The following is a 20630-nucleotide window of genomic DNA, read 5'->3' as shown; positions in this document are numbered from 1 at the left end:
CGCGCCCTCCGCCGTCGGTAACCTCCGGGAAGGCAACGAGCGAACGTGAAGCTGCGACGCCGCCAGCGGGAGCGGCTGTCCCTCGGGCTCCAGTACCTGGTCTTCATCGCCATCATCGCCGCGGTGCTGTTCGCCGCGGACTGGGACAGGTTGGCCGACGCGTTCTTCCGCGTGGACATCATCAAGTCGATGTTCCCGACGATCATCACGGTCGCGCTGCGCAACACCATCCTCTACACGCTGGGCGCGTTCGCCTTCGGCCTGGTGTTCGGCACCATCCTCGCGCTGATGCGGCTGTCCCGGGTGGCGCCGTACCGCTGGGTGGCGACGGCGTACATCGAGCTGTTCCGGGGTCTGCCCGCGCTGCTGGTGCTCTTCCTCGTCGGGTACGGCATCCCGATCGCCTTCCCGGAGCGGGAGATCCCGGGCGGCGTGGTCGGTTCGATCGCGATCGGCCTCGGGTTGACCGCCGCCGCGTACATGGCGGAGACCATCCGGGCCGGCATCCAGGCCGTCCCCAAGGGGCAGATGGAGGCGGCGCGGACCCTCGGCATGTCGCACTTCACCGCCATGCGCACGATCGTGATCCCGCAGGCGTTCCGGATCGTGATCCCGCCGCTGACGAACGAGCTGATCCTGCTCACCAAGGACTCGTCGCTGGCCTACGTGCTGGGTGTGACGGCGCAGACCATCGAGATCACCAAGTTCGGTCGGGACATGCTCAACGACCGGGTGAACGCCACGCCGCTGCTGGTGGCCGGCCTCGCGTACCTGGTGATCACCCTGCCGCTGTCGCAGGTGGTACGACGCCTCGAACTCCGCTACGCCAAGGCTCGGTGACCCCCATGACGACCACCCCATCCCGCCCCGCCGTGGAGATCCGCGACCTGCACAAGTCCTTCGGGCCGCTCGAGGTGCTCAAGGGCATCGACTTCGAGGTCGGCCAGGGCGAGGTGGTCTGCGTCATCGGGCCGTCCGGCTCCGGTAAGTCGACCCTGCTGCGCTGCGTCGACCTGCTGGAGCAGCCGACGGCCGGCAAGATCTGGGTGAACGGCGTCGAGATGACCGACCCGGACGTCGAGATCGACGCGGTTCGCCGCGGCATCGGCATGGTCTTCCAGTCGTTCAACCTGTTTCCGCACCTGACCGTCCTGAACAACCTCACGATCGCCCAGCGCCGGGTGCTGCGGCGCGGTCGGGCCGAGGCCGAGCGGATCGCGCGGGCAAACCTGGAGCGCGTCGGGTTGACCGACAAGGCCGACGCCTTCCCCGCGCAGCTCTCCGGTGGGCAGCAGCAGCGGGCGGCCATCGCCCGGTCGCTGTCCATGGAGCCGAAGCTGATGCTCTTCGACGAGCCGACCTCCGCGCTGGACCCGGAACTCGTCGGCGACGTGCTCACCGTCATGCGCAAGCTCGCCGAGGACGGCATGACGATGATGGTGGTCACCCACGAGATGGCGTTCGCCCGCGACGTCGCCGACCGGGTCGTGTTCATGGATGGTGGCGTGGTGGTCGAGCAGGGGCCGCCGCAGGAGGTGCTCGGCGCGCCGAAGCACGAGCGGACCCGCGCGTTCCTGTCCCGGGTCCTCGACCCGACCCACGTCGCGCAGCTCGGTCAGCCCGACCAGGCGCCCGAGCCGCCGGAGGCCCCCGCCCTGCCGGCGGACGACCGCCACCAGGTCTGACCCACAGCTTCCGTACGTCTTACCCGCCGGGTTGCCGCATCGACGGCAGCCCGGCGTCTTCTTGTATGTCAGGACTATGTCAATCGACGGACGTCGTGATGTCAAGGTAATCTTTTTGCAATCAGACCCTGTACTTTCGTCGATGGATTACATAAGTTGCTGTCATCCACCGAAAGTTCTGAGCCTTCCGAGCAAAGCACGCGACGAGCCTCACCCTCAGTCGTGCCACCGCCTCCGTGCTCGGCGGTCGATGCACCCTGCCCTCGTCGCGTCTTCGCCCGGTCGGGAACGGAGACCCATGGACGATCACGCTGGTGGTCCTCACCGCCACCTGTCCCGCAGATCGCTGATCGCCACCGGCGCACTGGCCGCCGGGGCGTTGGGCGCGTCCGCCCCAACGATCGGCACCGCGTTCGGAGGCAGCCCTGCGAGGGCCGCCGCCGGCGTCACCAAGAAGGTCACCATCTACGCCGAGCAGCTGCCCGGCAACCTGTTCGGGTACGGCCTCGCGCCCGGTCAAGCCACTGTTCCGGGCCCGATCCTGGAGATGTACGAGGGTGACACCCTGGAGATCACCCTGGTCAACACCACCAGTCAGCGACTGTCCATCCACCCGCACGGGGTGGACTACAGCACCGAATCCGACGGCAGCCCGTTCAACGCCTCGTTCAACAACCCCGGCGAGACGCGGACGTACGTCTGGCGCTCGCACGAGATGGTGGCCGCGGCGGGCCGGCGGTACATGCCCGGCAGTGCCGGCTACTGGCACTACCACGATCACGCGATGGGCACCGATCACGGCACCGGCGGTGTCGCGAAGGGACTGTACGGCGCGCTGATCGTCCGACGACGGGGAGACATCCTGCCGTCGAAGCAGTTCACCGCCGTGTTCCACGACATGATGATCAACAACCGGATGGCCCCGGCGACCCCGATGTTCGAGGCGAACCTGGGCGAGCGCGTGGAGTGGATCGCCATCGGCCACGGCAACCTGTTCCACACCTTCCACCTGCACGCGCATCGCTGGGCGGACAACCGCACCGGGATGTTGGAGGGACCGAGCGACCCGAGCCTGGTGATCGACAACAAGGACCTCAATCCCGGCAGCTCGTTCGGTTTCCAGGTGCTGGCCGGGGAGGGCGTCGGACCCGGTGCGTGGATGTACCACTGCCACGTGCAGACGCACTCCGACGGCGGCATGGCCGGGATTTTCCTGGTGCGCAACGCCGACGGCAGCATGCCGCCGGGCGCCGAGGAGGCGATCCACCGGTTCCAGGGCCACACCCACACGCACGGAAGCTGACCGAACCGAAAGTGGGGACGGGCATGACCAGAAACTTACGACGAACCCTCGCCGCGGTAGCGGCGTTCGCGACACTGATCCCGGCGACGACGGCGGCTGCCGCCGCACCACGAACGACAGCCGCCCCGCAGACGGCGCAGCCGCAGCGGACCGCGGTCCTGGTGTTCCACGGCCCGGTGGCCGAGCAGCAGGACCCGGTTTCGCGAGCGGTGGACACCATCAAACAGCTTGCTGCCGGTCATGACATCGATGTCACGGCCACCACCGACCCGGGCACGTTCACCACGGCCGGGCTGTCCACGTACCGCAGCGTGGTCTTTCTCTCCGCGACGGGCGCCGCGCTGAACCGCGACCAGGAGTCGGCGCTGCAGAGCTACGTCAAGGCCGGCGGCGGTTTCGTCGGCATCGCCGATGCCGCCCGCGCCCAGGTCGACTCCACCTGGTTCACCGGGCTGATCGGCACCCGCCCGGCCGGCGCCATTCCGGTGGCCGAGCCGGTGGCCCGGGTGACCGCCAGCGGCGAGAACCCGCCCAACGAGACCAAGGAGAAGCTGACCGACGGCGACGCCAACACCAAGTGGCTGGTCCGTACCCCGACCGGCTGGGTGGCCTACGAGCTGGCCGCACCGAAGCGGATCACCGGGTACGCGCTCACGTCGGCCAACGACTCCGCCGGCCGGGACCCGAAGGACTGGACCCTGCAGGGTTCCACCGACGGTCAGAGCTGGACCGACCTGGACCGGCGCACCGGGCAGACCTTCCCGGACCGGTTCCAGACCCGCCGCTTCGACATCGCCACGCCGCAGGAGTTCACGCGCTACCGGCTCAACGTCACCGCGAACAGCGGGGAGCCGCTGGTGCAGCTCGCCGACCTGCGCCTGTTCACCGGCAGCACCACCGCCCCGGAGCCGCCCGCGGTGAACCGCGCGGTGGTGAACATCCTGGACCGCAAGCACCCGGCCACGGCGTCGCTGCCGCTGACCATCACCCGGTCCGACCGCTGGGAGAACTGGGACCCGAACCCGATCGGCACCGTGCACACGCTCGCCCAGGTCGAGGAGCGGCACTACAACCCGGGAGTGGGCGCCAACGGCCCCTTCCACCCGGTGTCCTGGTGCCGGGACTACGACGGCGGCCGGTCGTTCTACACCGGCATGGGCCACACCGAGGGCAGCTACGGTGAGGAGGCGTTCCGCACCCACCTCGCCGGCGCCCTCAACTGGACCACCGGTCGGGTACGCGGCGACTGCCAGGCCACCATCGCCGCCAACTACAAGGTGGAACGACTCACCGCCGCCAACCAGACCGGGCAGCTGGACCAGATCGGCGAGCCGCACGGGCTGACCATCGCGCCGGACGGCACGGTCTTCTACGTCGGCAAGGCGGCCTGCCCGAGCGGCCCGATCGCGGACTGGAACAACCCCAACGTCGGCCTGGGCTGCGGCACCATCCACTCCTGGGACCCGCGGACCAAGCAGGTCAAACTGCTCACCACTTTGGAGGTGATGGGCAACCGGGGCAGCGGGTCCGAGCTGGTGAAGAACGAGGAGGGCCTGCTCGGCATCGTGCCCGACCCCGCGTTCGCCGACAACGGGTGGCTCTACGTCTACTGGATGCCGCACGACTCGGTCGACCGGGTTAAGCGCGTCGGTCAACGGACCGTCTCGCGGTTCACCTACGACCGGCAGGCGCAGACCATCGACCAGGCCACCCGCAAGGATCTGTTGCAGTTCCCGGTGCAGATCCACAGCTGCTGCCACGCCGGCGGTGGGATGGCGTTCGACGCCAAGGGCAACCTCTACGTCGGCTCCGGCGACAACAACTCCTCGGAGGGGTCGCAGGGCTACTCCGGCAACAACTGGACGCAGGAGTACCAGGGAATCTCCTTCCAGGACGCCCGCCGCACGTCGGGCAACACCAACGACCTCGCCGGCAAGATCATCCGGATCCACCCGGAGCCGGACGGCACGTACACCATCCCGGAGGGCAACCTGTTCCCGCCGGGCACCGAGAAGACCCGGCCGGAGATCTACGTGATGGGCGTGCGTAACATCGCCCGCCTCCAGATCGACCCGGTGCACCAGTGGCTGACCGCCGGGTGGGTCGGCCCGGACGCCTCGTCGCCCAGCCCCACCCTGGGCCCGGCGAAGTACGAGACCGCCACCATCATCACCTCGGCCGGTAACCAGGGCTGGCCGTACTGCATGGGCAACCGGCAGCCGTACCGCGACCGCAGCAACACCGACGCGACCGTGCTGACCGGCTGGTACGACTGCGACAACCTGAAGAACACCTCACCGCGAAACACCGGACTGGTGGACATCCCGGCCGCCCGGGACAACATGATCTGGTATTCGCCGGACGGTGGCGGCCCGGTGTTCCCGAAGCGGACCGACGGCAGTGACCTGCCGACCTACGTGGCGGCCGACGCCACCTACACGCAGCCGTATCTGCGCGGCGGTGGGCAGGCCATCATGTCCGGCCCGACGTACCACCGCAGCCTCGTCGACACCACCAGCGGGGTGGCGTGGCCGGAGCACTGGGACGGCAAGTGGTTCATCGGCGACCAGTCGAACGCGTCCAACCGGGTCGCGGTCACCGTCGACCCGGCCGGGGTTCCGCAGGCCGCCCCGCCGGTGTACGCCGAGTCGCTGCGGGCCATCATCCCCGGTGGCAACGGTGACACCCGGTTGCAGAGCTGGATGGACGCCAAGTTCGGCCCGGACGGCGCGCTCTACCTGCTCGACTACGGCGGCGGGTTCTTCAGCCTGCACGCCAACCAGAAGCTGATCCGGATCACCTATACCGGTGGCGCGCCCACCCCGGCGCCGACGGCCAACTCGGTCGCCGTGCAGAACAAGCCGCTGACCATCGCCTTCACCGGCTCCCGCTCCGGCGGCGTCAGCTACCGGTGGGAGTTCGGCGACGGCGCCACGTCGACCGAGGCGAACCCCCGGCACGTGTACGCCCGGGTCGGCACCTATACCGCGAAGCTGACCGTCACGTACGCCGACGGGGAGACGGCGACGGTGCAGAGCACCGTCACGGTGGGCTGCGCGGTGCCGGACGATCGGCAGAACGTCTGGCTCGGTGACACCGACACCGGGGTGCCCAGTCGCACGGTCGGGCAGGGCTGCACGGCCAACGACCTGATCGACGACGAGAGCACCTGGTCCGACCACGACGGTTTCGTCCGGCACGTCAAGGCGGTGGCCCAGGCGTTGCAGGACGACGACCTGCTCAGCGCCCGGGAGGCCGGCGCCCTGACCCGCCTGGCCGCCGCGTCGGAGATCGGCCGGGACGGGCACACCGGGTACGAGCCGCTCTTCGACGGCACCGCCGATTCGCTGCGTGATTGGCAGCAGGCGCCGACCGGATCGTTCGCGATCCAGCCGGACGGTTCGCTGCGGCCCAGCGGAGGCCTGGGCATGCTCTGGCACACAAAGGAACTCGGCGACTTCTCGCTGCGGCTCCAGTTCAAGGACATCGCGCCGGGCACCGGCCGGGCCAACACCGGCGTCTTCATCCGGTTCCCGGACCTGCGAACCCCCCTGGAGCAGCGTCCACCGGGCAGTTGCGGCACCGTCGGCTCGGCCCGGACCTCGACCGCGTGGATGGCGATCTACTGCGGACACGAGATCCAGATCTACGACGGTGACACCGGCGAGCCGCAGAAGACCGGCTCGGTCTACAACTTCGACCCGGTGCCGCTCGCCCAGGCCGGCGTCACCCCGAAGAACGAGTGGAACGACTACGAGATCCGCGTCGTCGGGCAGCACTACACGATGATCCGCAACGGCGTGGTGATCAACGAGTTCGACAACACGCCCGGCAAGCAGTCGTCGCGTGCCGGCGACCCGCCGACCGATCTGCGGCAGTTCCTGCGCGGCTTCATCGGTCTGCAGAACCACGGTGACAACGACCTGGCTGAGTTCCGCAACGTCCGCGTACGGGAACTCTAGGAGTGACGATGACCCGACGACTGACCGCCGCGCTGGCGGCGCTCCTGCTCACGGTGATCCCGTTGGCAGTAGCGCCCGCCTCCGCCGCCCCGCGCGTCGCCGCCGACCAGGTGTTGACCTGGACCGCCGACGACAGCATCACCCGCTACAAGTCCGCGCCCACCACGGCGGTGGCCGGAGCGACCACGATCATCTGGGAGAACAGCGCGGCCACCGGCAACACCACCGGGATGCCGCACACCCTGACCTTCGACACCAGCACCGAGGGCTACAACCACGACGTCACCCTCAACATCCTGGCCAGCCCGTTCGACGCCAACGACGGTCGCCACCAGGCCACCGTCACGCTGACCCCGGGCCGGTACCGGTACTTCTGTTCGATCCCCGGCCACAGCTCCATGGTCGGGGAACTGGTGGTCACCGACGGCGGTGGAGGCGGCGACACCACCGCGCCGACGGTGACCGGCGCGGTCTCGGGCGACCAGGACCCGGACGGCAACTACCTCGGCGCGGCCACGGTGACCGTGACGGCCACCGACGCCGACTCGGGCGTGCAGACCGTCGAGTACCAGGTCGACGACACCAGCTACCAGCCGTACACCGGGCCGGTGCGGGTCACCGCGATCGGCGACCACTCGGTGCAGTTCCGCGCCACCGACCAGGCCGGCAACACCAGCGCCGTCGGCTCGGTGTCGTTCCGGATCGTCGAGCCGGGGGAGGAGGACACCACCGCGCCGGTGGTCACGGCCGCACTGGCCGGCGACCGCGACGGCGACGGCAACTACATCGGTACGGCCACCGCCACGGTGACCGCCACCGACAGTGGTTCCGGCGTCGCCACCATCGAGTACGCGCTGGACGGGGCGGCTTTCACCGCGTACACGAATCCGATCGTCGTGAGCACGGTCGGGATGCACATGCTGCACTACCGGGCGACCGACGCCGCCGGTAACACGTCGGCCGAACAGATGGCCCACTTCACCGTCGTCGAGCCGCAGGCCGAGGACACCACCCCACCCACGGTCGCCGCCACGGTGGCCGGTGACCGCAACGACGACGGCGCGTACGTCGGCGCCGCGACCGTGACCGTCACGGCCACCGACGCCGAGTCGGGGGTGGCGAAGACCGAGTACGCGCTCGACGCCGGAGGCTGGACGGCGTACACCACCCCGGTCGCCGTCCGCACGCCCGGCGCACACACCGTGCGGTACCGGGCGACCGACACCGCGGGGAACTCGTCCACCGAGCAGTCGACGACGTTCACCGTGGTGGCCGACGGCACCGACGATTGCCCCGCGTCGGACACCCGGGCCACGGTGATCATCGACGGTGACGACACCGGTGTCACCAACGTGGACACCGGCGACGGCTGCACCATCAACGATCTGATCGACGAACACGCCGACTACCCCGACCACGCCGCATTCGTCCGGCACGTCGAGGCGGTCACCGCCACGCTCGTGACCGGCGGCATGCTCGACCGGCGGCAGCAGGGCGCCATCGTCCGGGCCGCGGCCCGATCGGACGTCGGCGCATGAGTCCTCGAACCTCATCGACAGGGAGTACCACGATGCCCGGACGTACCGTCGCCAAGTTGGCCACCGTGAGCGCCGTGATCGCGGCCTCGGTGCTGGCCGTGGCGCCCACCGCACACGCCGACCTGGTCACCCACTGCATCGGCACCGGCGGTGCGGTGACCGTGCCCAACGACCTGCTCGTGCCTGCCGGCGAGTCCTGCGCGCTGACCGGCACCACGATCACCGGCAACGTCACCGTCGCGGCCGGCGGCAACCTGGTGGTGACCGGTGGCCGGGTCAGCGGTGAGGTACGCGTCGCCGCCGACGGTTACCTCGACGCGACCGAGACGACCATCGACGGCCAGGTGGTGTTGGCCGCCGGCGGGTACGGCATCTTCCTGAAAGACGCCCGGACCGGCACCGTGACCGTACGGCCGAAGGGCACCACGACCATCGACAGCTTCCTGTTCGCCGAGGAGTCGACGGTCACCGGGCACGTCAACGTCAGCGCCGGTGAGGTCCGGCTCGACCGGGGCACCCAGGTGCGGCGCAACCTCAGCAGCACCGGCACCTACTACACCGACGTGCACGACTCGTTCGTCGACGGCACGCTGTCGGTGCTCAACAGCGCCACCGGCAGTGTGGTGTGCGGCAGCGCGGTGCAGGGTCGGGCCACCTTCGCCGGTAACCTGGGCGGGGTGCAGCTCGGCCCGAACGGCACCCTGGACAGCTGCGCCTCCGGCGGGTACTGGGGTCAGGACGTGAGCATCACCAGCACCACCGGTGGCGTCACCGTCGACGACAACATCATCAACGGGCAGTTGGCGGTGACGTCGAACGACCCGGCCGCCCAGGTGGCCGCGAACAACCGGATCCGGGGCGGCGTGACCGGTGACCAGGCGGCGGCGACCACCAACCGGTCGGCGCGAGTGGCTGGCGGCGACCGGGAGGACGCCGCCGACCAGCGGGCCGAGGCTCGCCGTACCTCGGCGGTGCAGGAGGCCACCGAGGCGGGCGCGGCCCGGCTCTAGCTGATCGACGCGACGGCGGCCGGTCACCCCGGATGGAGGGGAGACCGGCCGCCGTCGCGTGCCGCGTCGACTAGGACCGGTTGCTGATCTGAGGCTATTGCGATGGAGGTTCACATGGGTCGGTTTCCCATGGACAGGGCTGAGGCCGAAAAACTCAGGGCCAAGACCGGCGCTTCCAGAATGATCTACTCAATCCGGTCTTTTGTCGAGAAGCAAGCTCTGTGGGCTTGGGGGGACGAAGAGGGAACGTTGTTCATGCAGGATGCCCAGGGAACGAACGTCCTGCCGGTGTGGCCCGACCCGCTGCTTGCGGAGATCGAGTGCGCTGGCCCATCAGGGGAGGCGCCAGTGGAGGTTTCGCTTGAGCGCTTTCTCGAGGTATGGCTGCCGCAGTTGGAGGTCGACAGTGAAGGAATAGCCATCTTCCCGGTTGATGATCGGATCGCGGTTTCGATGACCACGGCCGAATTTAGAGCCAAGGTTTTTGCTGCTGGGCGTCGGGCTGACGAGGTTGGCCCATAGTGGTTGGCGAAGCGGAGCGACGACGAGAACTGAAAAGAGCCTGGCTTGATCAGGAGCGTCGGAGGGAGCACGCAGCGTTGGGGCTGGATCCTTACCAACTCAACCGGCTGATGAATCATCTTGACGTAGCTCTGCAGGCCGCGGATGGTTGCAGTCATTCGCAACAACTCACTTCTGACTGGCTGCAAGCCGCTGGTATTGATCTTCGCGTGCTTGACAAGCTCAGGCATGCGGGGGGAGGTTGCGACTGCGAGACCCTAGCGAACTTGGACTATGGCGGCAGGGGGACTTGTACAAATAACGGCTGATCGACCGATCAAGGGAGAGACGCCTCCGAACGGGTTCGCGACGGGGGCGGACGGGCGGGCACCCGCAGGCCCTAGCCCCCGCCTCCTCGGCCCGGTACGACACTGCGGTTCGGCTCGCCGACGCGTGCCGGGCGCTGGGCGCGCCGTTGGAACTGCTCACCGCCGACCCGACCGACCCGCAGCCCCAACCTGAGCAGCCGGCGGAGCCGGAGTCGGGCGTCGTGCTGGTGTACGCGCCGGTGGCGAGCGCCGCGGCGGATGGCCCGCTGGCGTTGCAATCGGCGTGGACCGTGCCGCTTGGGACACAGTGGAGCGTGCACGTCTGGGACGGTCAGGGGCAACCGACAGCGCCGGTGCACGCGGCCGAGGCGCTGGGCGGCGCCGGGCGGGCGACCTTGGCGTACTGGTGGTCTACCCGCAACGCCGGGTTCCTCCTCACCCGCGACGGTCGGGTCGCCGGCGCGCACGAGTGGGGCAGCACCGTCGTGACCACCCCCGAGAGCACCGCACGAGTCGGCCGCGCCCTCGCGGAGGAGTTCCGGCTAACCGAGCAGGTGCCTAGTGTGATCACCCTGCTGCGCCGCACCGACCTGGCGCCCTCCGATGCGCTCGCCGCCCTGTGCCGGTTACTGCGGGTGCCCGCCGAGATGATCGGCCTGACGGCCGAGGAGTTGGCGCGGTGGGCCGCCGCGGTACCCGGTGCGGTGCATACCGAAAAGCTGCCTGTCATGGCGGCCGTCGTCCACTCGGTGCGCGAAGCGCCGCCCGACACCGTGCTCGACGAGCTGTCCGCTCGTCGACCCGGCTGGTACCGGCTGCTCAACGGCGTGGTCGCCGCAGTGATGGCCGCCGTTACCGCGGTGCTGGCCTTGCTGTGGCAACAGGAAGTCATGAGCGGCTGGTGGGTCCTGCTCGGTGTCGCCACCACAGCGAGCTACGCCTGGGGGCTCAGACCGGGCCGATCGAACCGTCGCCCCGCCGGACGTTCCCTACCCTGACCCTCCGGCCGTCTGATCTCAGTGAGCGGCCGAGGGCATCAGCAGCCTTCCGCCGACGGCGGCGGGCAACGTATTCTCGACGCCCCATGAGAGCAAGGGGTGAGATGGAGACAACCGCCAACTCTCCCACCGCCCGCCCGTGGCCCGTACGCGAGTGGATGCTCATCGCCGCGATGGCCGCCCTCGCGCACCCGGCCGCTCTCCTGATCGGCCTGGTGGTGCTTGCCGCCCTGGTTGTCTTGAGCGCCTGGGTGCCGTTCGTGTGGATCGCGCTTCCCGCAGTCGCGTTCACGGTGATCAGCGCGGTGACACACCGAGCGCGGTTCCATGGCCACGCCGTGCGTCCGGCCGAGGAGCCGGAGCTGACCATCCTGGTGCGGCAGGCCGCCGAACGACTCGACTTCCGGGTCCCGTTGCTCGTACGGATCGTGGCCGAGCCAGAGGTCGCCGTCGTGCCGACGAGGACGTCGGGGTTTCGCACCTTCACGCTCTTCCTCGGCCTGCCGCTGGTGCGTCGGCTCACCGCTGCCGAGCTCGTCGCTGTCGTGGCGCGCGAGTTCGCTCATCAACAGCATGCCGGTGACCGGCGAACCAGCCTGCTGCTCCGGGCGCGGGACTCGCTGGTGGAAAGTCGTGAGAACCGCTTCCGGGCTCCGGCAGGCCTGGTCGAGCGGCTGCTTCGGGCGAGTCAGGCCCGAACCTGGCAGCTGGCCCTGGCAGCGGATGCCGACGCCGCCGCTGTCGCTGGCACTCCGGCGGTACGCAACGCCCTCGCTCAGGTCGGCACCGTATCCGCGGCCTTTTACCTGTTCGTCGCCACCTGGGTCGGAGTGCTCGGCGAGGACGGTGACTTCCCGGAGGACCTGTACGAAGCCCTCGACGCGGCACTCGCCGACCCGCACGTCGCGTCGCGCCTGGCGGCCGACGCCGACGAGAACCCCCCGATGGCCGCCGCGATCGAGCCTCCGCTGGCGGCCCGTCTCGCCGCGCTACCCGAGCACCTCGGCGTCGGCTGGGACACCAGCGCGTCGGTGGCCCTGCGGCAACTCGACTCGCTGCGGCGACGGTGTGTGCGGGACCTCGTCAGCTCGGAAGAGGCTGCTGGCGAGCTTCGGCCGGTTCGTCTCCTTGACATCGCACCGGAGCGTTTCGAGGCGAGCCTGCGGGAGGCCGCTTCGCATCTGGTGGAGGTGACGGGACAGGAGTTCGTCGGCGGGGCGGTGGCCGCCGCGGCGGACGCGCTGGTGGACGGCACCTGGATGCGACTGGCGCAGGCGATCGACCCGGAGGTCGGGAGGCTGCCGCAGCCGATGCGGGCCGGCGCCGCAAGCGACGTCCTGGTCGGCTGTCTCAGTCACGTGATCGGTGGGATGCTGCTGGAGGCGGGGTGGGCACGCGTCAGCCGGTGGACAGCGAGTGTGCTCGTCGGCCCTGACGGTGCGCTGCTCGACGTCGAGGAACTGCTGGAGCTCGCCGTCGACACCGGCGACCCGACCCGGATACGGGAACTGCTTCCGATTCTCACCGAGCGTGCTGCGCGATGAGTCAACAACGACCGGTGCTCCGGGTCGCGCTGCTGGCGCTGGCCGCGGCGATACTCGCGTTCGCCGTCGTCGCGGGCGGGCTCGGCTGGCAGGCGTACCGGTACGGGAGCGCGCATGATCGAGCTACCTCTGTCGTCGAGGGCATCGTCGTCGAGGACGGCATCGGGGACCTCGGCGACATCCGTGTCCGGTGGGTGGACCAGGCGGGCCGGGAGCATATGCAGCGCTTCGGGATCTACGACACCGACCGGTACACGCGGGGCCAGGCGTTCCCGATCGCCTACGACCCGGCCGAGCCCGCACCCCGCGGCTTCCCGGCCGACCCGGAGGAGACCAGCGACGAGGACGACCTGGTGGTACCGATCCTGATCGCGGGCTTCGTGACCGTGTTCATCGCTTTTGTTTGGGCGCTGCGCGGCTTCCTGTTCCGACGCGCGGCGGCGCGGTCCGGTCGCCTCATGGTGGCATCGGTGCTCGCGGGCGACAGACCGGACGGCCCGCCGATCTCGGTCGGCAACAGCACCTGGATCGCCCTGGCGGATGATCGACGCCGTGATCCCGACCGTTGGCAGCGGGTCATGTGGCACCCAGTCGTGGACGCGGCCAGCGGTCCCGTCCCCGTCGCGGTCCACGGTGACGTCTCGTCGAAGCGCCGGGTGGTCATCGTGATGCCGGGCCAGGTCCGGCTGGTCCCCATCGGGCGGCTGCGACACCAGCCGCCGAAGCGGGTGGTGCTGGAAGAACGCACCGATGTGAGCGGCGATCTGCACGACTTCGTCATCCTCCCGGCCGGGGCCTCGCTGCCCCGGGCCCGGAGGTGGTGGTGGCGCGCCGCGGTCTTCGCCCTGGTGGGCGCGGCGCTCGGGGGGTTGGGCGGCGTCCTGTTCGCTGGCGGACTGGCTGTCCCGCTCACCGCCGCCGTGGGCGCGGCGCTGCTGATCAATGTTTGGGCGCTCACCGGGGCCGAGCCCTGAACCTCGAGTGCGCCGACCCTGGTTCGGCGGGCGCCTCGACGCCCGCCTCTGGCCTCCGTTCCCACCTTCGTCTCGTGATTCCCGGGAAACACCGCACGGCGCCGTCGACGCGGAGAGAATTGCCGCCACGGAGTAACACGGGAGCCGGGGGACGTTCGATGGGGTTACGAAGGCGAATGGCGCTCGTGGCGGTGACTGTCGCGGCGACACCCCTGGTCCTCGGCGGATGCACCGCCGAGCGGAGGTCCGCCGAACGGAAGTCCGCCGTGCGGCCCGCCGAACGGGTGGTGCCATCGCCGGAGCTGACTCTCGCGCCCGCCGACCTGTCCCGGGACGTGCCGCTCAGCGCCGAGGTCGTACCGCTGGTGACGGGCGGAAAGATCACCACCGTGCGCCTCGTCGACGACAAGGGAGCCCTGGTCAGGACGGCGCCACGGGAGGACGGCACCGCCTGGGTGCCGACGGTTCCCCTACAGCCGCAGCGCACCTACACCGCCGAGGTGACCGCCACCGGCGACTCCGGCGGGACCACCACCCGCACCACCACCTTCACCACCATGGCGACGTCGACGAAGCCGCGGGTGACCAGCACGCTGTACTTCGCCGACAAGCAGACGTACGGCACGGCCATGCCGGTGACCATCGGCTTCGATCCGCCCATCGCCAGGGCGGCCCGCGCCGAGGTGCAGCGTCGGCTGTTCGTCACGACGAACCCGCCGCAGCCGGGAGCCTGGTCCTGGGTGGACGACGGCAGCCAGGTCTACTACCGGGCTCCCGACTTCTGGCGGCCGGGCACGACCATCAGCGTCCGGGCCGGCTTGGAGGGTCTGCCAATCGGCAAGAACCAGGTCGGTGACGCCGACCGCACCGCGACGTCCCGGATCGGGCGGCAGGTGGCACTGGAGGTCAACAACGCCACGAAGCAGATGCGCGTGCTGCGGGACGGCAAGCTGATCCGCAAGATCCCGGTCAGTCTCGGCAAGCCGAGCACACCGACGTCCAGCGGCAAGATGGTGATCATGGAGAAGCACCAGTACACCACGTTCGACACCCGCGGCGAGCCGAACGGCGGCTACGTGGTGAACGTCCGGGACGCGCAACGGCTCACCTGGGGCGGCGAGTTCATCCACGCGGCGCCCTGGTCGGTGTCCGATCAGGGGCACCGCAACGTCTCGCACGGCTGCACCAACGTCTCACCGGCCAATGCCCGGTGGCTGATGGGCATCACCCAGATCGGTGACCTGGTCACCTTCACCGGCACCGAGGTCCGGCTCCAGTCGGGCAACGGCTGGACGGCCTGGAACACCAGCTGGGCCCAGTTCGTCAAGGGCAGCGCGCTGCCCGTACCCCAGGATCTTCGACCAACGCCGCACAAACGCGCGGTCGCCGGGGCGTCGCCCACGCCGACGCCGCCCACCGCCGCAGGCTGACCGGCACGCCCACCCTGACAACTACCGCCCGGTCGTGTAGAAGGCGCTCGGATCGTTGGCGAGGGACGCCTTGACGTGCCTGCTCCACTCGTCGGCGAGGACCTCGATCCGGTCGGCCTCGACGCCGTCCAGCGCGACACGTACGACGTCGGCGGGGTCCATCTTGTCGCCGTCGTATCCGGCCATCATGTCGGTGTCGGCGGCGCCCAGGTGCAGGCCGGTCACCAGCGTCCCCTGGCCGGCGAGCTCCAGCCGGATCCCGTTGGTCAGGCTCCACTCGGCCGCCTTCGCCACGCCGTAGGCGTTGGCCCCGTCGTGAGAGAACCACGACAACGCCGACAGGACGTTGAGGATCGCCCCGCCACCGTTCGCGCCCAACGCCGGGGCGAATGCCCGGACCATGCTCAGGGTCCCCCAGAAGTGCGTGTCGAGCTCGGCCCGGACCTTGGACAGGTCCCCGGTGACCAGGTTGGTGGAGGTGGTGATCCCGGCATTGTTGACCAGCAGGGTTACGTCGGGTGCGGCGGCGGCCGCCGCCGCGACGGACCGCGGGTCGGTGACGTCCAGCTGGAGCTTCTCGACGCCGGGAATGTCGATCTGCTCAGGGTTGCGGGCCGTGGCGTACACCTTGGCTGCCCCGCGCTCCACCAACTGTTGGGCGAAGTGCCGACCGATGCCACGGTTGGCCCCGGTCACCAGCGCGATCGAACCGATGATCTGCATAAGTGTTGCCTCCTGGATCAGGGATGAGCGGTACGCGAGCTAAGGTAAAACCTGACATTGACGTGAGGGACAAGGTCGTGTGGCAGGCGTCACCGATCGGGGGAGAGTCCATGCGTATCGGCGATCTCGCCACGACGACCGGGGTGTCGGTGCGCGCCCTGCGCTACTACGAGGAGCAGGGCCTGCTGACCGCCGCCCGCAGCAGTGGCGGGCAGCGCCACTACGGCGACAGCGCGGTCGACCGGGTGCACCTGATCCAGACGCTCTACGCGGCCGGCCTGTCCAGCCGGACCATCCTGGACCTGCTGCCCTGCGTCGACGCCAAGGTCAACACCCCGGAGTCCCGGGCGCTGCTGCGCGCCGAACGTGCCCGTATCGACGAGCAGATCAGCCAACTCCGCAACGCGCGGGACCGGCTCGACGCGGTCATCGCCTCCAGCGAGAGCCCAGCCAACGGGTGCACCCACGTGGAATCCGACGCCCTGGTGGCGTAGCAACCCGACGGGGTGCCACGGTCCACCCAGCGCCGACCGAGTGCCGTGACCGCCCACACCGGGCGGTCTGTCGGCGGTCAGATGGGGGCTAGCTCCGGGATGCCGTAGTGCTGGTCGAGGACCTGCATGGCGGCGCCGGCGGCGATCACGTCCGCGCCGAGGCTGGACAGGGCCACCCTCGTGCGGAGCCAGTCCGCGCGCCGCGCGTCCGCCCCGACGGCCTCGGTGACCGCCGTGAGATAGGTCTGCGGGTGCCGCAGGAGGTCCGCGCCGGCCAGCACCACCTGGGCGAGGTCGAGGGTCTGGAGCAGGTTGACGACGCCCACGGCCAGCACGCGGGCGGCGCGGGCGAGGTCGCCGGCCTCGGTGGCGTGGTGGTGCACGATCTCCAGGCACCCGTGCCGACCGCAGACGCAGCGGGGTCCGTTCAGGTCGACGACAGTGTGGCCGAACTCGCCCGCGTTGGTGTGCGCGCCCCGGTGCGCCGTGCCGCCCAGCCAGAAGCCGCCACCGATGCCCGACTCGACCATGATGAGGGCCGCGTCGCCGAACGGCGCGCCCTGCCGCCACGCCTCGGCGGTGATCCCTGCGGTGACGTCCTTGTCCAGGTGGACGGGGAGTCCCAGGTGTTTCTCGGCGAGCTCACGCAGGGGTACGTCGTGCCAGTGCCGCAGACCGTGGGCGCCCCGGACCAGGCCGTTGGCGTGGTCGAGTGGGCCGATCATGCCGATGCCCAGCCCGGTGAGCCGGCCCCGCAGATCGCCGACGCCGGCCATCGTGTCGATCCCGGTTCCCAGGGCGTCGAGCAGCTGCTCCGGGGTGAAGTCGCGGGGCAGCGGGCTGACCGCCGAGTGGTGCACGGTGCCGGCCAGGTCGACCAGGACGAGTCGTAGTGTGCGCCGGGCCACGTGGGCGCCGATCGCGTACCGGCTGTCCGGCACGAGTTCGTAGACGACCGCGGGCTTGCCGATGCCCGGACGCCGGACGCCAGCGGGACGGATCAGGCCGTCGGCGGTCAGCCGGGCGATGACCTTGGAGACCGCCTGTGGCGTGAGGCCGGTGGCCTCGACCACGGTCGACCGCTCGAACGTGCGAGCGGTACGCCCCACCGCCATGACCAGTGCCTGGTTGTAGCCGCGCAGGAAGGTGACGTCGGCAGTGACGCGAGTCATCTCACCACCCTATTACGCAACGCTGTTGCTAAATTTTTTCGGTGATCGAGTTGAGCAGGGGTCGACGGTTGGCGGCACTGGCCGCGCTGGCACTGGGCGGCGTCGCGGTCGGCCTGACCGAGTTCGTGGCGATGGGGCTGCTGCCGGACATCGCGCGCGGCCTGCTCCCGCACGAGTACGCGCAGTCGTCCTCGGACGCGGTCGCCCGTGCCGGCTGGATGATCACCGCGTACGCGCTCGGCGTGGTCGTCGGCGCGCCCCTGATCGCCGCGCTGAGCGCCCGGCTGCCCCGCAAGAAACTCGTGCTCGGGCTGCTCGTCCTCTTCGCCGTCGGCACCGTCGCATCCGCGATCGCGCCCACCTTCGACCTGGTGTTGATGGCCCGGTTCGCGGCGGCGCTGCCGCACGGCGCGTACTTCGGTGCGGCCGGCCTGCTCGCGGCGACCCTGATGGGCCCCGGTAACGAGGCTCGTGGCTTCGCCACCGTGCTCGGCGGTCTGACCGTGAGCAACCTGGTCGGCGTACCCCTCATCACCCGGCTCGGGCAGGCGGCCGGCTGGCGGGCCGCGTACCTGGTCATCGCCGGCTTCTTCCTGCTCACCCTGCTGGCGGTGCTGGCGGTCGTGCCGGAGGTCGCGGCGGCGGTCGACGGCTCGCCGGCGGCCGAGCTGCGGGCGCTGCGCACCGCGCAGGTCTGGCTGGTGGCCGCGACCGGGGCGGTCGGGTTCGCCGGGTTCTTCGCGGTGAACACCTACATCGCGCCGGTCACCACCGACGTCGCCGGTCTCGCCGCCGCGACGGTGCCGTGGGCGTTGGTCGCGGTGGGACTCGGCATGACCGTCGGCAACGCCCTGGGTGGCTGGTTGGCCGACCGGGACCTGCAGCGGAGCATGGTCATCGGGTTCGTGGCGATGATCGTGAGCATCGCCGTGTTCAGTCTCGTGGCGTCGACCCGCGTCGGCCTGTTCGTGGGCGCGTTCCTGGTCGGCGCGACCAGTCTCTACCTCGGCCCGGTGCTACAGGCGCGTCTGATCACCGTGGCACCGGGAGCGCAGTTGATGGGCGCGGCGCTCAACCAGTCGGCCATGAACATCGCGAACAGCCTGGGCGCCGCCCTGGGCAGCGTCGCCATCGCCGCCGGGCTCGGTTACCTCGCACCGGCCCGGGTGGGCATCGTACTGGCGGTCGTCGGGCTGATCCTGGGGCTGGTCAGCTTCGCCGTCGGGCGACGGGTGCGCGAACAGGTCCCGGCCACCGTCTGACGGGTGCGCGAGCGGGTCCCGGCCACCGTCTGACGGGTGCGCGAGCGGGTCCCGGCCACCGTCTCGACCTGAGGTGGCCGGGCCGCCCGTGAGAGGCGGTCAGAAGTCGAACACGCTGAGCCGGTCAGCTGACCTCCTTGGCGAGCAGGTCGCCGACGGCGGCGCGGACCGGGTCGGGGTTCGACCAACTCCAGTTGGGGTGCGCGCGGTTGGTGAGCAGGGCCAGGACGAGTTTGCGGTCCGGCGCCACCAACAACGACGGGCCGGCGAACCCGGTGTGGCCGAAGGTCCGGGCCGAGGCGAGCCTGCCCATGAACCAGCTCTGGTTGAGGACGACGCCGAGGCCGTGCGCCGAGGTCCGGTTGGGCCGCTCGGGGTCGATGGCGGGTTTGCCGGCGTTGTGGTTGGTCAGCATCCGGCGGACGGTCGCCGCGGCGAGGACCCGCTTGCCCTGGTAGGTGCCCTCGTCGAGGAGCATCTGGCCGATGGCCGCGAGGTCGCGGGCGGTGGCGAAGATGCCGGCGTGACCAGCGATGCCCCCGAGGTGGTTGGCGACGTCGTCGTGGACCGTGCCACGCAGCAGGCCCCGCGACGAGCGGGCGTCGGTGGCGACCATGCGGCCGCCCCGCACGCTGGTCGACCACCAGGTGTTGGGGTTGAAACCGGTGTCGCGCAGGCCGAGCGGGCTGGTGAGGTTGCTCTTGAGCGCCTGGTCGAGCCGTTGGCCGGTGACCTTCTCGACGATCTTGCCGGCGGTCATGAGCCCGACGCTGGAATAGCGGAACGTCGTGCCGGGCACGGCGCCCGAGACCAACGGCGTGGTGAGCACGGCGTTCCACCGGGCCGCGTTGTCCGGTAGGCCGGTGACCTTGGCGCCGACGGGGAGGCCGCTGGTGTGGGTGAGCAGCATCTCGACGGTGATCCGCTCCTTGCCGGTGCCGGTGAAGGCGGGCAGATAGTCGCGAACCGGAGCACCGAGATCGACACGCCCCTTGTCGACCTGCTGCAACAACAGGATGGCCGTGTACACCTTGGTCACCGAGGCGAGGTCGAAGATGGAGTCCTGGCGCATCGCCACGCGTTGGTTGGCCGGGAGCAGCTTCGGGCCGGCGCCGTAGCGCAGTGCCTCTCCGACCGCGGTGTGCACCGTCATTTTGCCGTTGACCAGCACGAGCGCGACCGCGCCGGGGAAGCCCTTGTGCTGCACGGTCTGCGGGGTGGCGGGCAGGTGTTTACGGAGCAGGGCGGTCACCTGCTGCGCGTAGCCGGCCTGACCGGCTGGCGCGGCACCGCCGCTCGGGGGCGCGGTGACGCCCGGTGCGCCGGACGGCAGATTCCCTGCCGAGCCGAAGCCCACCCGATTCCCGGCGGCGTCGGTCGCGGCCAGCGCGTCGCCGGGGCCGGCCGGGCCGGGGTCCGCGGCGCCGTTGTCGCCGCAACCGGTGAGGGCGGAGGTCGCGGCGGCCAGTCCAGCCCCGAGCAGGGTACGACGCGCAATGGGCATGCCGAAGATCGTGACAGTCGGTCCGCACCCGCGCCACCTGAGTCGTCCGAACGTCGGTCTCGTTCGGCTCATTGGCCAACAGATGGTCATCTGGCGGACACAGCCGGTAGACGTTCCGGCGGTTGTGCGACGATCGGCGGGCATCACGTCGATCGACCGTCCACCGGTCTGCCCGCGCGCGGTCGCGGACAGTAACCGGGG

17 protein-coding genes are annotated in these 20630 nt (G+C 70.1%); 14 read left to right on the top strand and 3 right to left on the bottom strand.

Annotated features, from left to right (window positions below):
* Positions 1-45 precede the first annotated feature (45 nt).
* From ACIBF8_RS27685 to ACIBF8_RS27630, 12 genes are all read left to right on the top strand, one after another.
* Complete coding sequence (locus ACIBF8_RS27685; RefSeq protein WP_396786844.1) at positions 46-840, top strand: amino acid ABC transporter permease; 795 nt, start codon at positions 46-48, stop codon at positions 838-840.
* Positions 841-845: 5 nt separating this feature from the next.
* Complete coding sequence (locus ACIBF8_RS27680) at positions 846-1685, top strand: amino acid ABC transporter ATP-binding protein (protein WP_396786843.1); 840 nt, start codon at positions 846-848, stop codon at positions 1683-1685.
* A gap of 298 nt (positions 1686-1983) precedes the next feature.
* A complete protein-coding gene (locus ACIBF8_RS27675) occupies positions 1984-2988 on the top strand; it encodes a multicopper oxidase domain-containing protein (RefSeq protein ID WP_396786842.1) in 1005 nt (334 codons plus the stop codon).
* Between the two features lie 23 nt (positions 2989-3011).
* Entirely contained in the window at positions 3012-6950 is a 3939-nt protein-coding gene (locus ACIBF8_RS27670) for a ThuA domain-containing protein (protein ID WP_396786841.1), read from the top strand.
* Positions 6951-6958: 8 nt separating this feature from the next.
* Positions 6959-8488: an OmpL47-type beta-barrel domain-containing protein gene (locus ACIBF8_RS27665; RefSeq protein ID WP_396786840.1), complete on the top strand. Its 1530-nt coding sequence runs from the start codon at positions 6959-6961 to the stop codon at positions 8486-8488.
* Positions 8489-8520: 32 nt separating this feature from the next.
* Positions 8521-9498, top strand: a complete 978-nt coding sequence (locus ACIBF8_RS27660; RefSeq protein ID WP_396786839.1) for a hypothetical protein — start codon at positions 8521-8523, stop codon at positions 9496-9498.
* Positions 9499-9600: 102 nt separating this feature from the next.
* On the top strand, positions 9601-10020 hold the full coding sequence (locus ACIBF8_RS27655) for a DUF2750 domain-containing protein (RefSeq protein WP_396786838.1): 420 nt from the start codon (positions 9601-9603) through the stop codon (positions 10018-10020).
* Between the two features lie 110 nt (positions 10021-10130).
* Complete coding sequence (locus tag ACIBF8_RS27650; protein ID WP_396786861.1) at positions 10131-10328, top strand: DUF2695 domain-containing protein; 198 nt, start codon at positions 10131-10133, stop codon at positions 10326-10328.
* A 146-nt stretch (positions 10329-10474) separates the two neighbouring features.
* Positions 10475-11326 (top strand): hypothetical protein, encoded by an 852-nt coding sequence (locus ACIBF8_RS27645; RefSeq protein WP_396786837.1) that lies wholly within the window; start codon positions 10475-10477, stop codon positions 11324-11326.
* A 104-nt stretch (positions 11327-11430) separates the two neighbouring features.
* Positions 11431-12870, top strand: coding sequence for a M48 family metallopeptidase (locus ACIBF8_RS27640; protein WP_396786836.1), 1440 nt, complete (start codon positions 11431-11433; stop codon positions 12868-12870).
* A complete protein-coding gene (locus tag ACIBF8_RS27635; RefSeq protein ID WP_396786835.1) occupies positions 12867-13844 on the top strand; it encodes a hypothetical protein in 978 nt (325 codons plus the stop codon). The genes ACIBF8_RS27640 and ACIBF8_RS27635 overlap by 4 nt, the downstream gene beginning before the upstream one ends.
* Before the next feature lie 176 nt (positions 13845-14020).
* Positions 14021-15274 (top strand): Ig-like domain-containing protein, encoded by a 1254-nt coding sequence (locus ACIBF8_RS27630; protein WP_396786834.1) that lies wholly within the window; start codon positions 14021-14023, stop codon positions 15272-15274.
* A gap of 21 nt (positions 15275-15295) precedes the next feature.
* Here the strand turns inward: ACIBF8_RS27630 and ACIBF8_RS27625 are convergent, their stop codons facing one another.
* Complete coding sequence (locus ACIBF8_RS27625) at positions 15296-15997, bottom strand: SDR family oxidoreductase (RefSeq protein ID WP_396786833.1); 702 nt, start codon at positions 15995-15997, stop codon at positions 15296-15298.
* Between the two features lie 110 nt (positions 15998-16107).
* Here ACIBF8_RS27625 and ACIBF8_RS27620 point away from each other — a divergent pair, with 110 nt between their 5' ends.
* The gene (locus ACIBF8_RS27620) at positions 16108-16491 is read left to right on the top strand and encodes a MerR family transcriptional regulator (RefSeq protein WP_396786832.1); all 384 of its coding nucleotides are present in this window, start codon (positions 16108-16110) and stop codon (positions 16489-16491) included.
* Between the two features lie 77 nt (positions 16492-16568).
* On the opposite strand, the gene ACIBF8_RS27615 is transcribed toward ACIBF8_RS27620, so the two are convergent.
* A complete protein-coding gene (locus ACIBF8_RS27615; RefSeq protein WP_396786831.1) occupies positions 16569-17663 on the bottom strand; it encodes an ROK family protein in 1095 nt (364 codons plus the stop codon).
* Positions 17664-17704: 41 nt separating this feature from the next.
* Here ACIBF8_RS27615 and ACIBF8_RS27610 point away from each other — a divergent pair, with 41 nt between their 5' ends.
* Positions 17705-18925, top strand: coding sequence for an MFS transporter (locus ACIBF8_RS27610; protein WP_396786830.1), 1221 nt, complete (start codon positions 17705-17707; stop codon positions 18923-18925).
* 124 nt (positions 18926-19049) lie between these two features.
* Here the strand turns inward: ACIBF8_RS27610 and ACIBF8_RS27605 are convergent, their stop codons facing one another.
* Positions 19050-20429 carry a serine hydrolase domain-containing protein gene (locus ACIBF8_RS27605; RefSeq protein ID WP_396786829.1) on the bottom strand — a complete coding sequence of 460 codons (1380 nt, stop codon included), beginning with the start codon at positions 20427-20429 and terminating at the stop codon, positions 19050-19052.
* Positions 20430-20630: the final 201 nt, after the last annotated feature.

This window comes from Micromonospora sp. NPDC050276 (genome assembly GCF_044459545.1).
Classification (GTDB): domain Bacteria; phylum Actinomycetota; class Actinomycetes; order Mycobacteriales; family Micromonosporaceae; genus Micromonospora.
The sequence above is the reverse complement of the archived record's forward strand: the minus strand, read 5'-3'. Positions and strand labels throughout refer to the sequence as shown.

Excerpts from the sequence above, each read along its gene's own strand:
- ACIBF8_RS27680 (WP_396786843.1), top strand. The coding sequence starts at position 846 with ATGACGACCACCCCATCCCGCCCCGCCGTGGAGATCCGCGACCTGCAC.
- ACIBF8_RS27675 (WP_396786842.1), top strand. The coding sequence starts at position 1,984 with ATGGACGATCACGCTGGTGGTCCTCACCGCCACCTGTCCCGCAGATCG.
- ACIBF8_RS27670 (WP_396786841.1), top strand. The coding sequence starts at position 3,012 with ATGACCAGAAACTTACGACGAACCCTCGCCGCGGTAGCGGCGTTCGCG.
- ACIBF8_RS27665 (WP_396786840.1), top strand. The coding sequence starts at position 6,959 with ATGACCCGACGACTGACCGCCGCGCTGGCGGCGCTCCTGCTCACGGTG.
- ACIBF8_RS27660 (WP_396786839.1), top strand. The coding sequence starts at position 8,521 with ATGCCCGGACGTACCGTCGCCAAGTTGGCCACCGTGAGCGCCGTGATC.
- ACIBF8_RS27655 (WP_396786838.1), top strand. The coding sequence starts at position 9,601 with ATGGAGGTTCACATGGGTCGGTTTCCCATGGACAGGGCTGAGGCCGAA.
- ACIBF8_RS27650 (WP_396786861.1), top strand. The coding sequence starts at position 10,131 with ATGAATCATCTTGACGTAGCTCTGCAGGCCGCGGATGGTTGCAGTCAT.
- ACIBF8_RS27640 (WP_396786836.1), top strand. The coding sequence starts at position 11,431 with ATGGAGACAACCGCCAACTCTCCCACCGCCCGCCCGTGGCCCGTACGC.
- ACIBF8_RS27635 (WP_396786835.1), top strand. The coding sequence starts at position 12,867 with ATGAGTCAACAACGACCGGTGCTCCGGGTCGCGCTGCTGGCGCTGGCC.
- ACIBF8_RS27630 (WP_396786834.1), top strand. The coding sequence starts at position 14,021 with ATGGCGCTCGTGGCGGTGACTGTCGCGGCGACACCCCTGGTCCTCGGC.
- ACIBF8_RS27625 (WP_396786833.1), bottom strand. The coding sequence starts at position 15,997 with ATGCAGATCATCGGTTCGATCGCGCTGGTGACCGGGGCCAACCGTGGC.
- ACIBF8_RS27620 (WP_396786832.1), top strand. The coding sequence starts at position 16,108 with ATGCGTATCGGCGATCTCGCCACGACGACCGGGGTGTCGGTGCGCGCC.
- ACIBF8_RS27615 (WP_396786831.1), bottom strand. The coding sequence starts at position 17,663 with ATGACTCGCGTCACTGCCGACGTCACCTTCCTGCGCGGCTACAACCAG.
- ACIBF8_RS27605 (WP_396786829.1), bottom strand. The coding sequence starts at position 20,429 with ATGCCCATTGCGCGTCGTACCCTGCTCGGGGCTGGACTGGCCGCCGCG.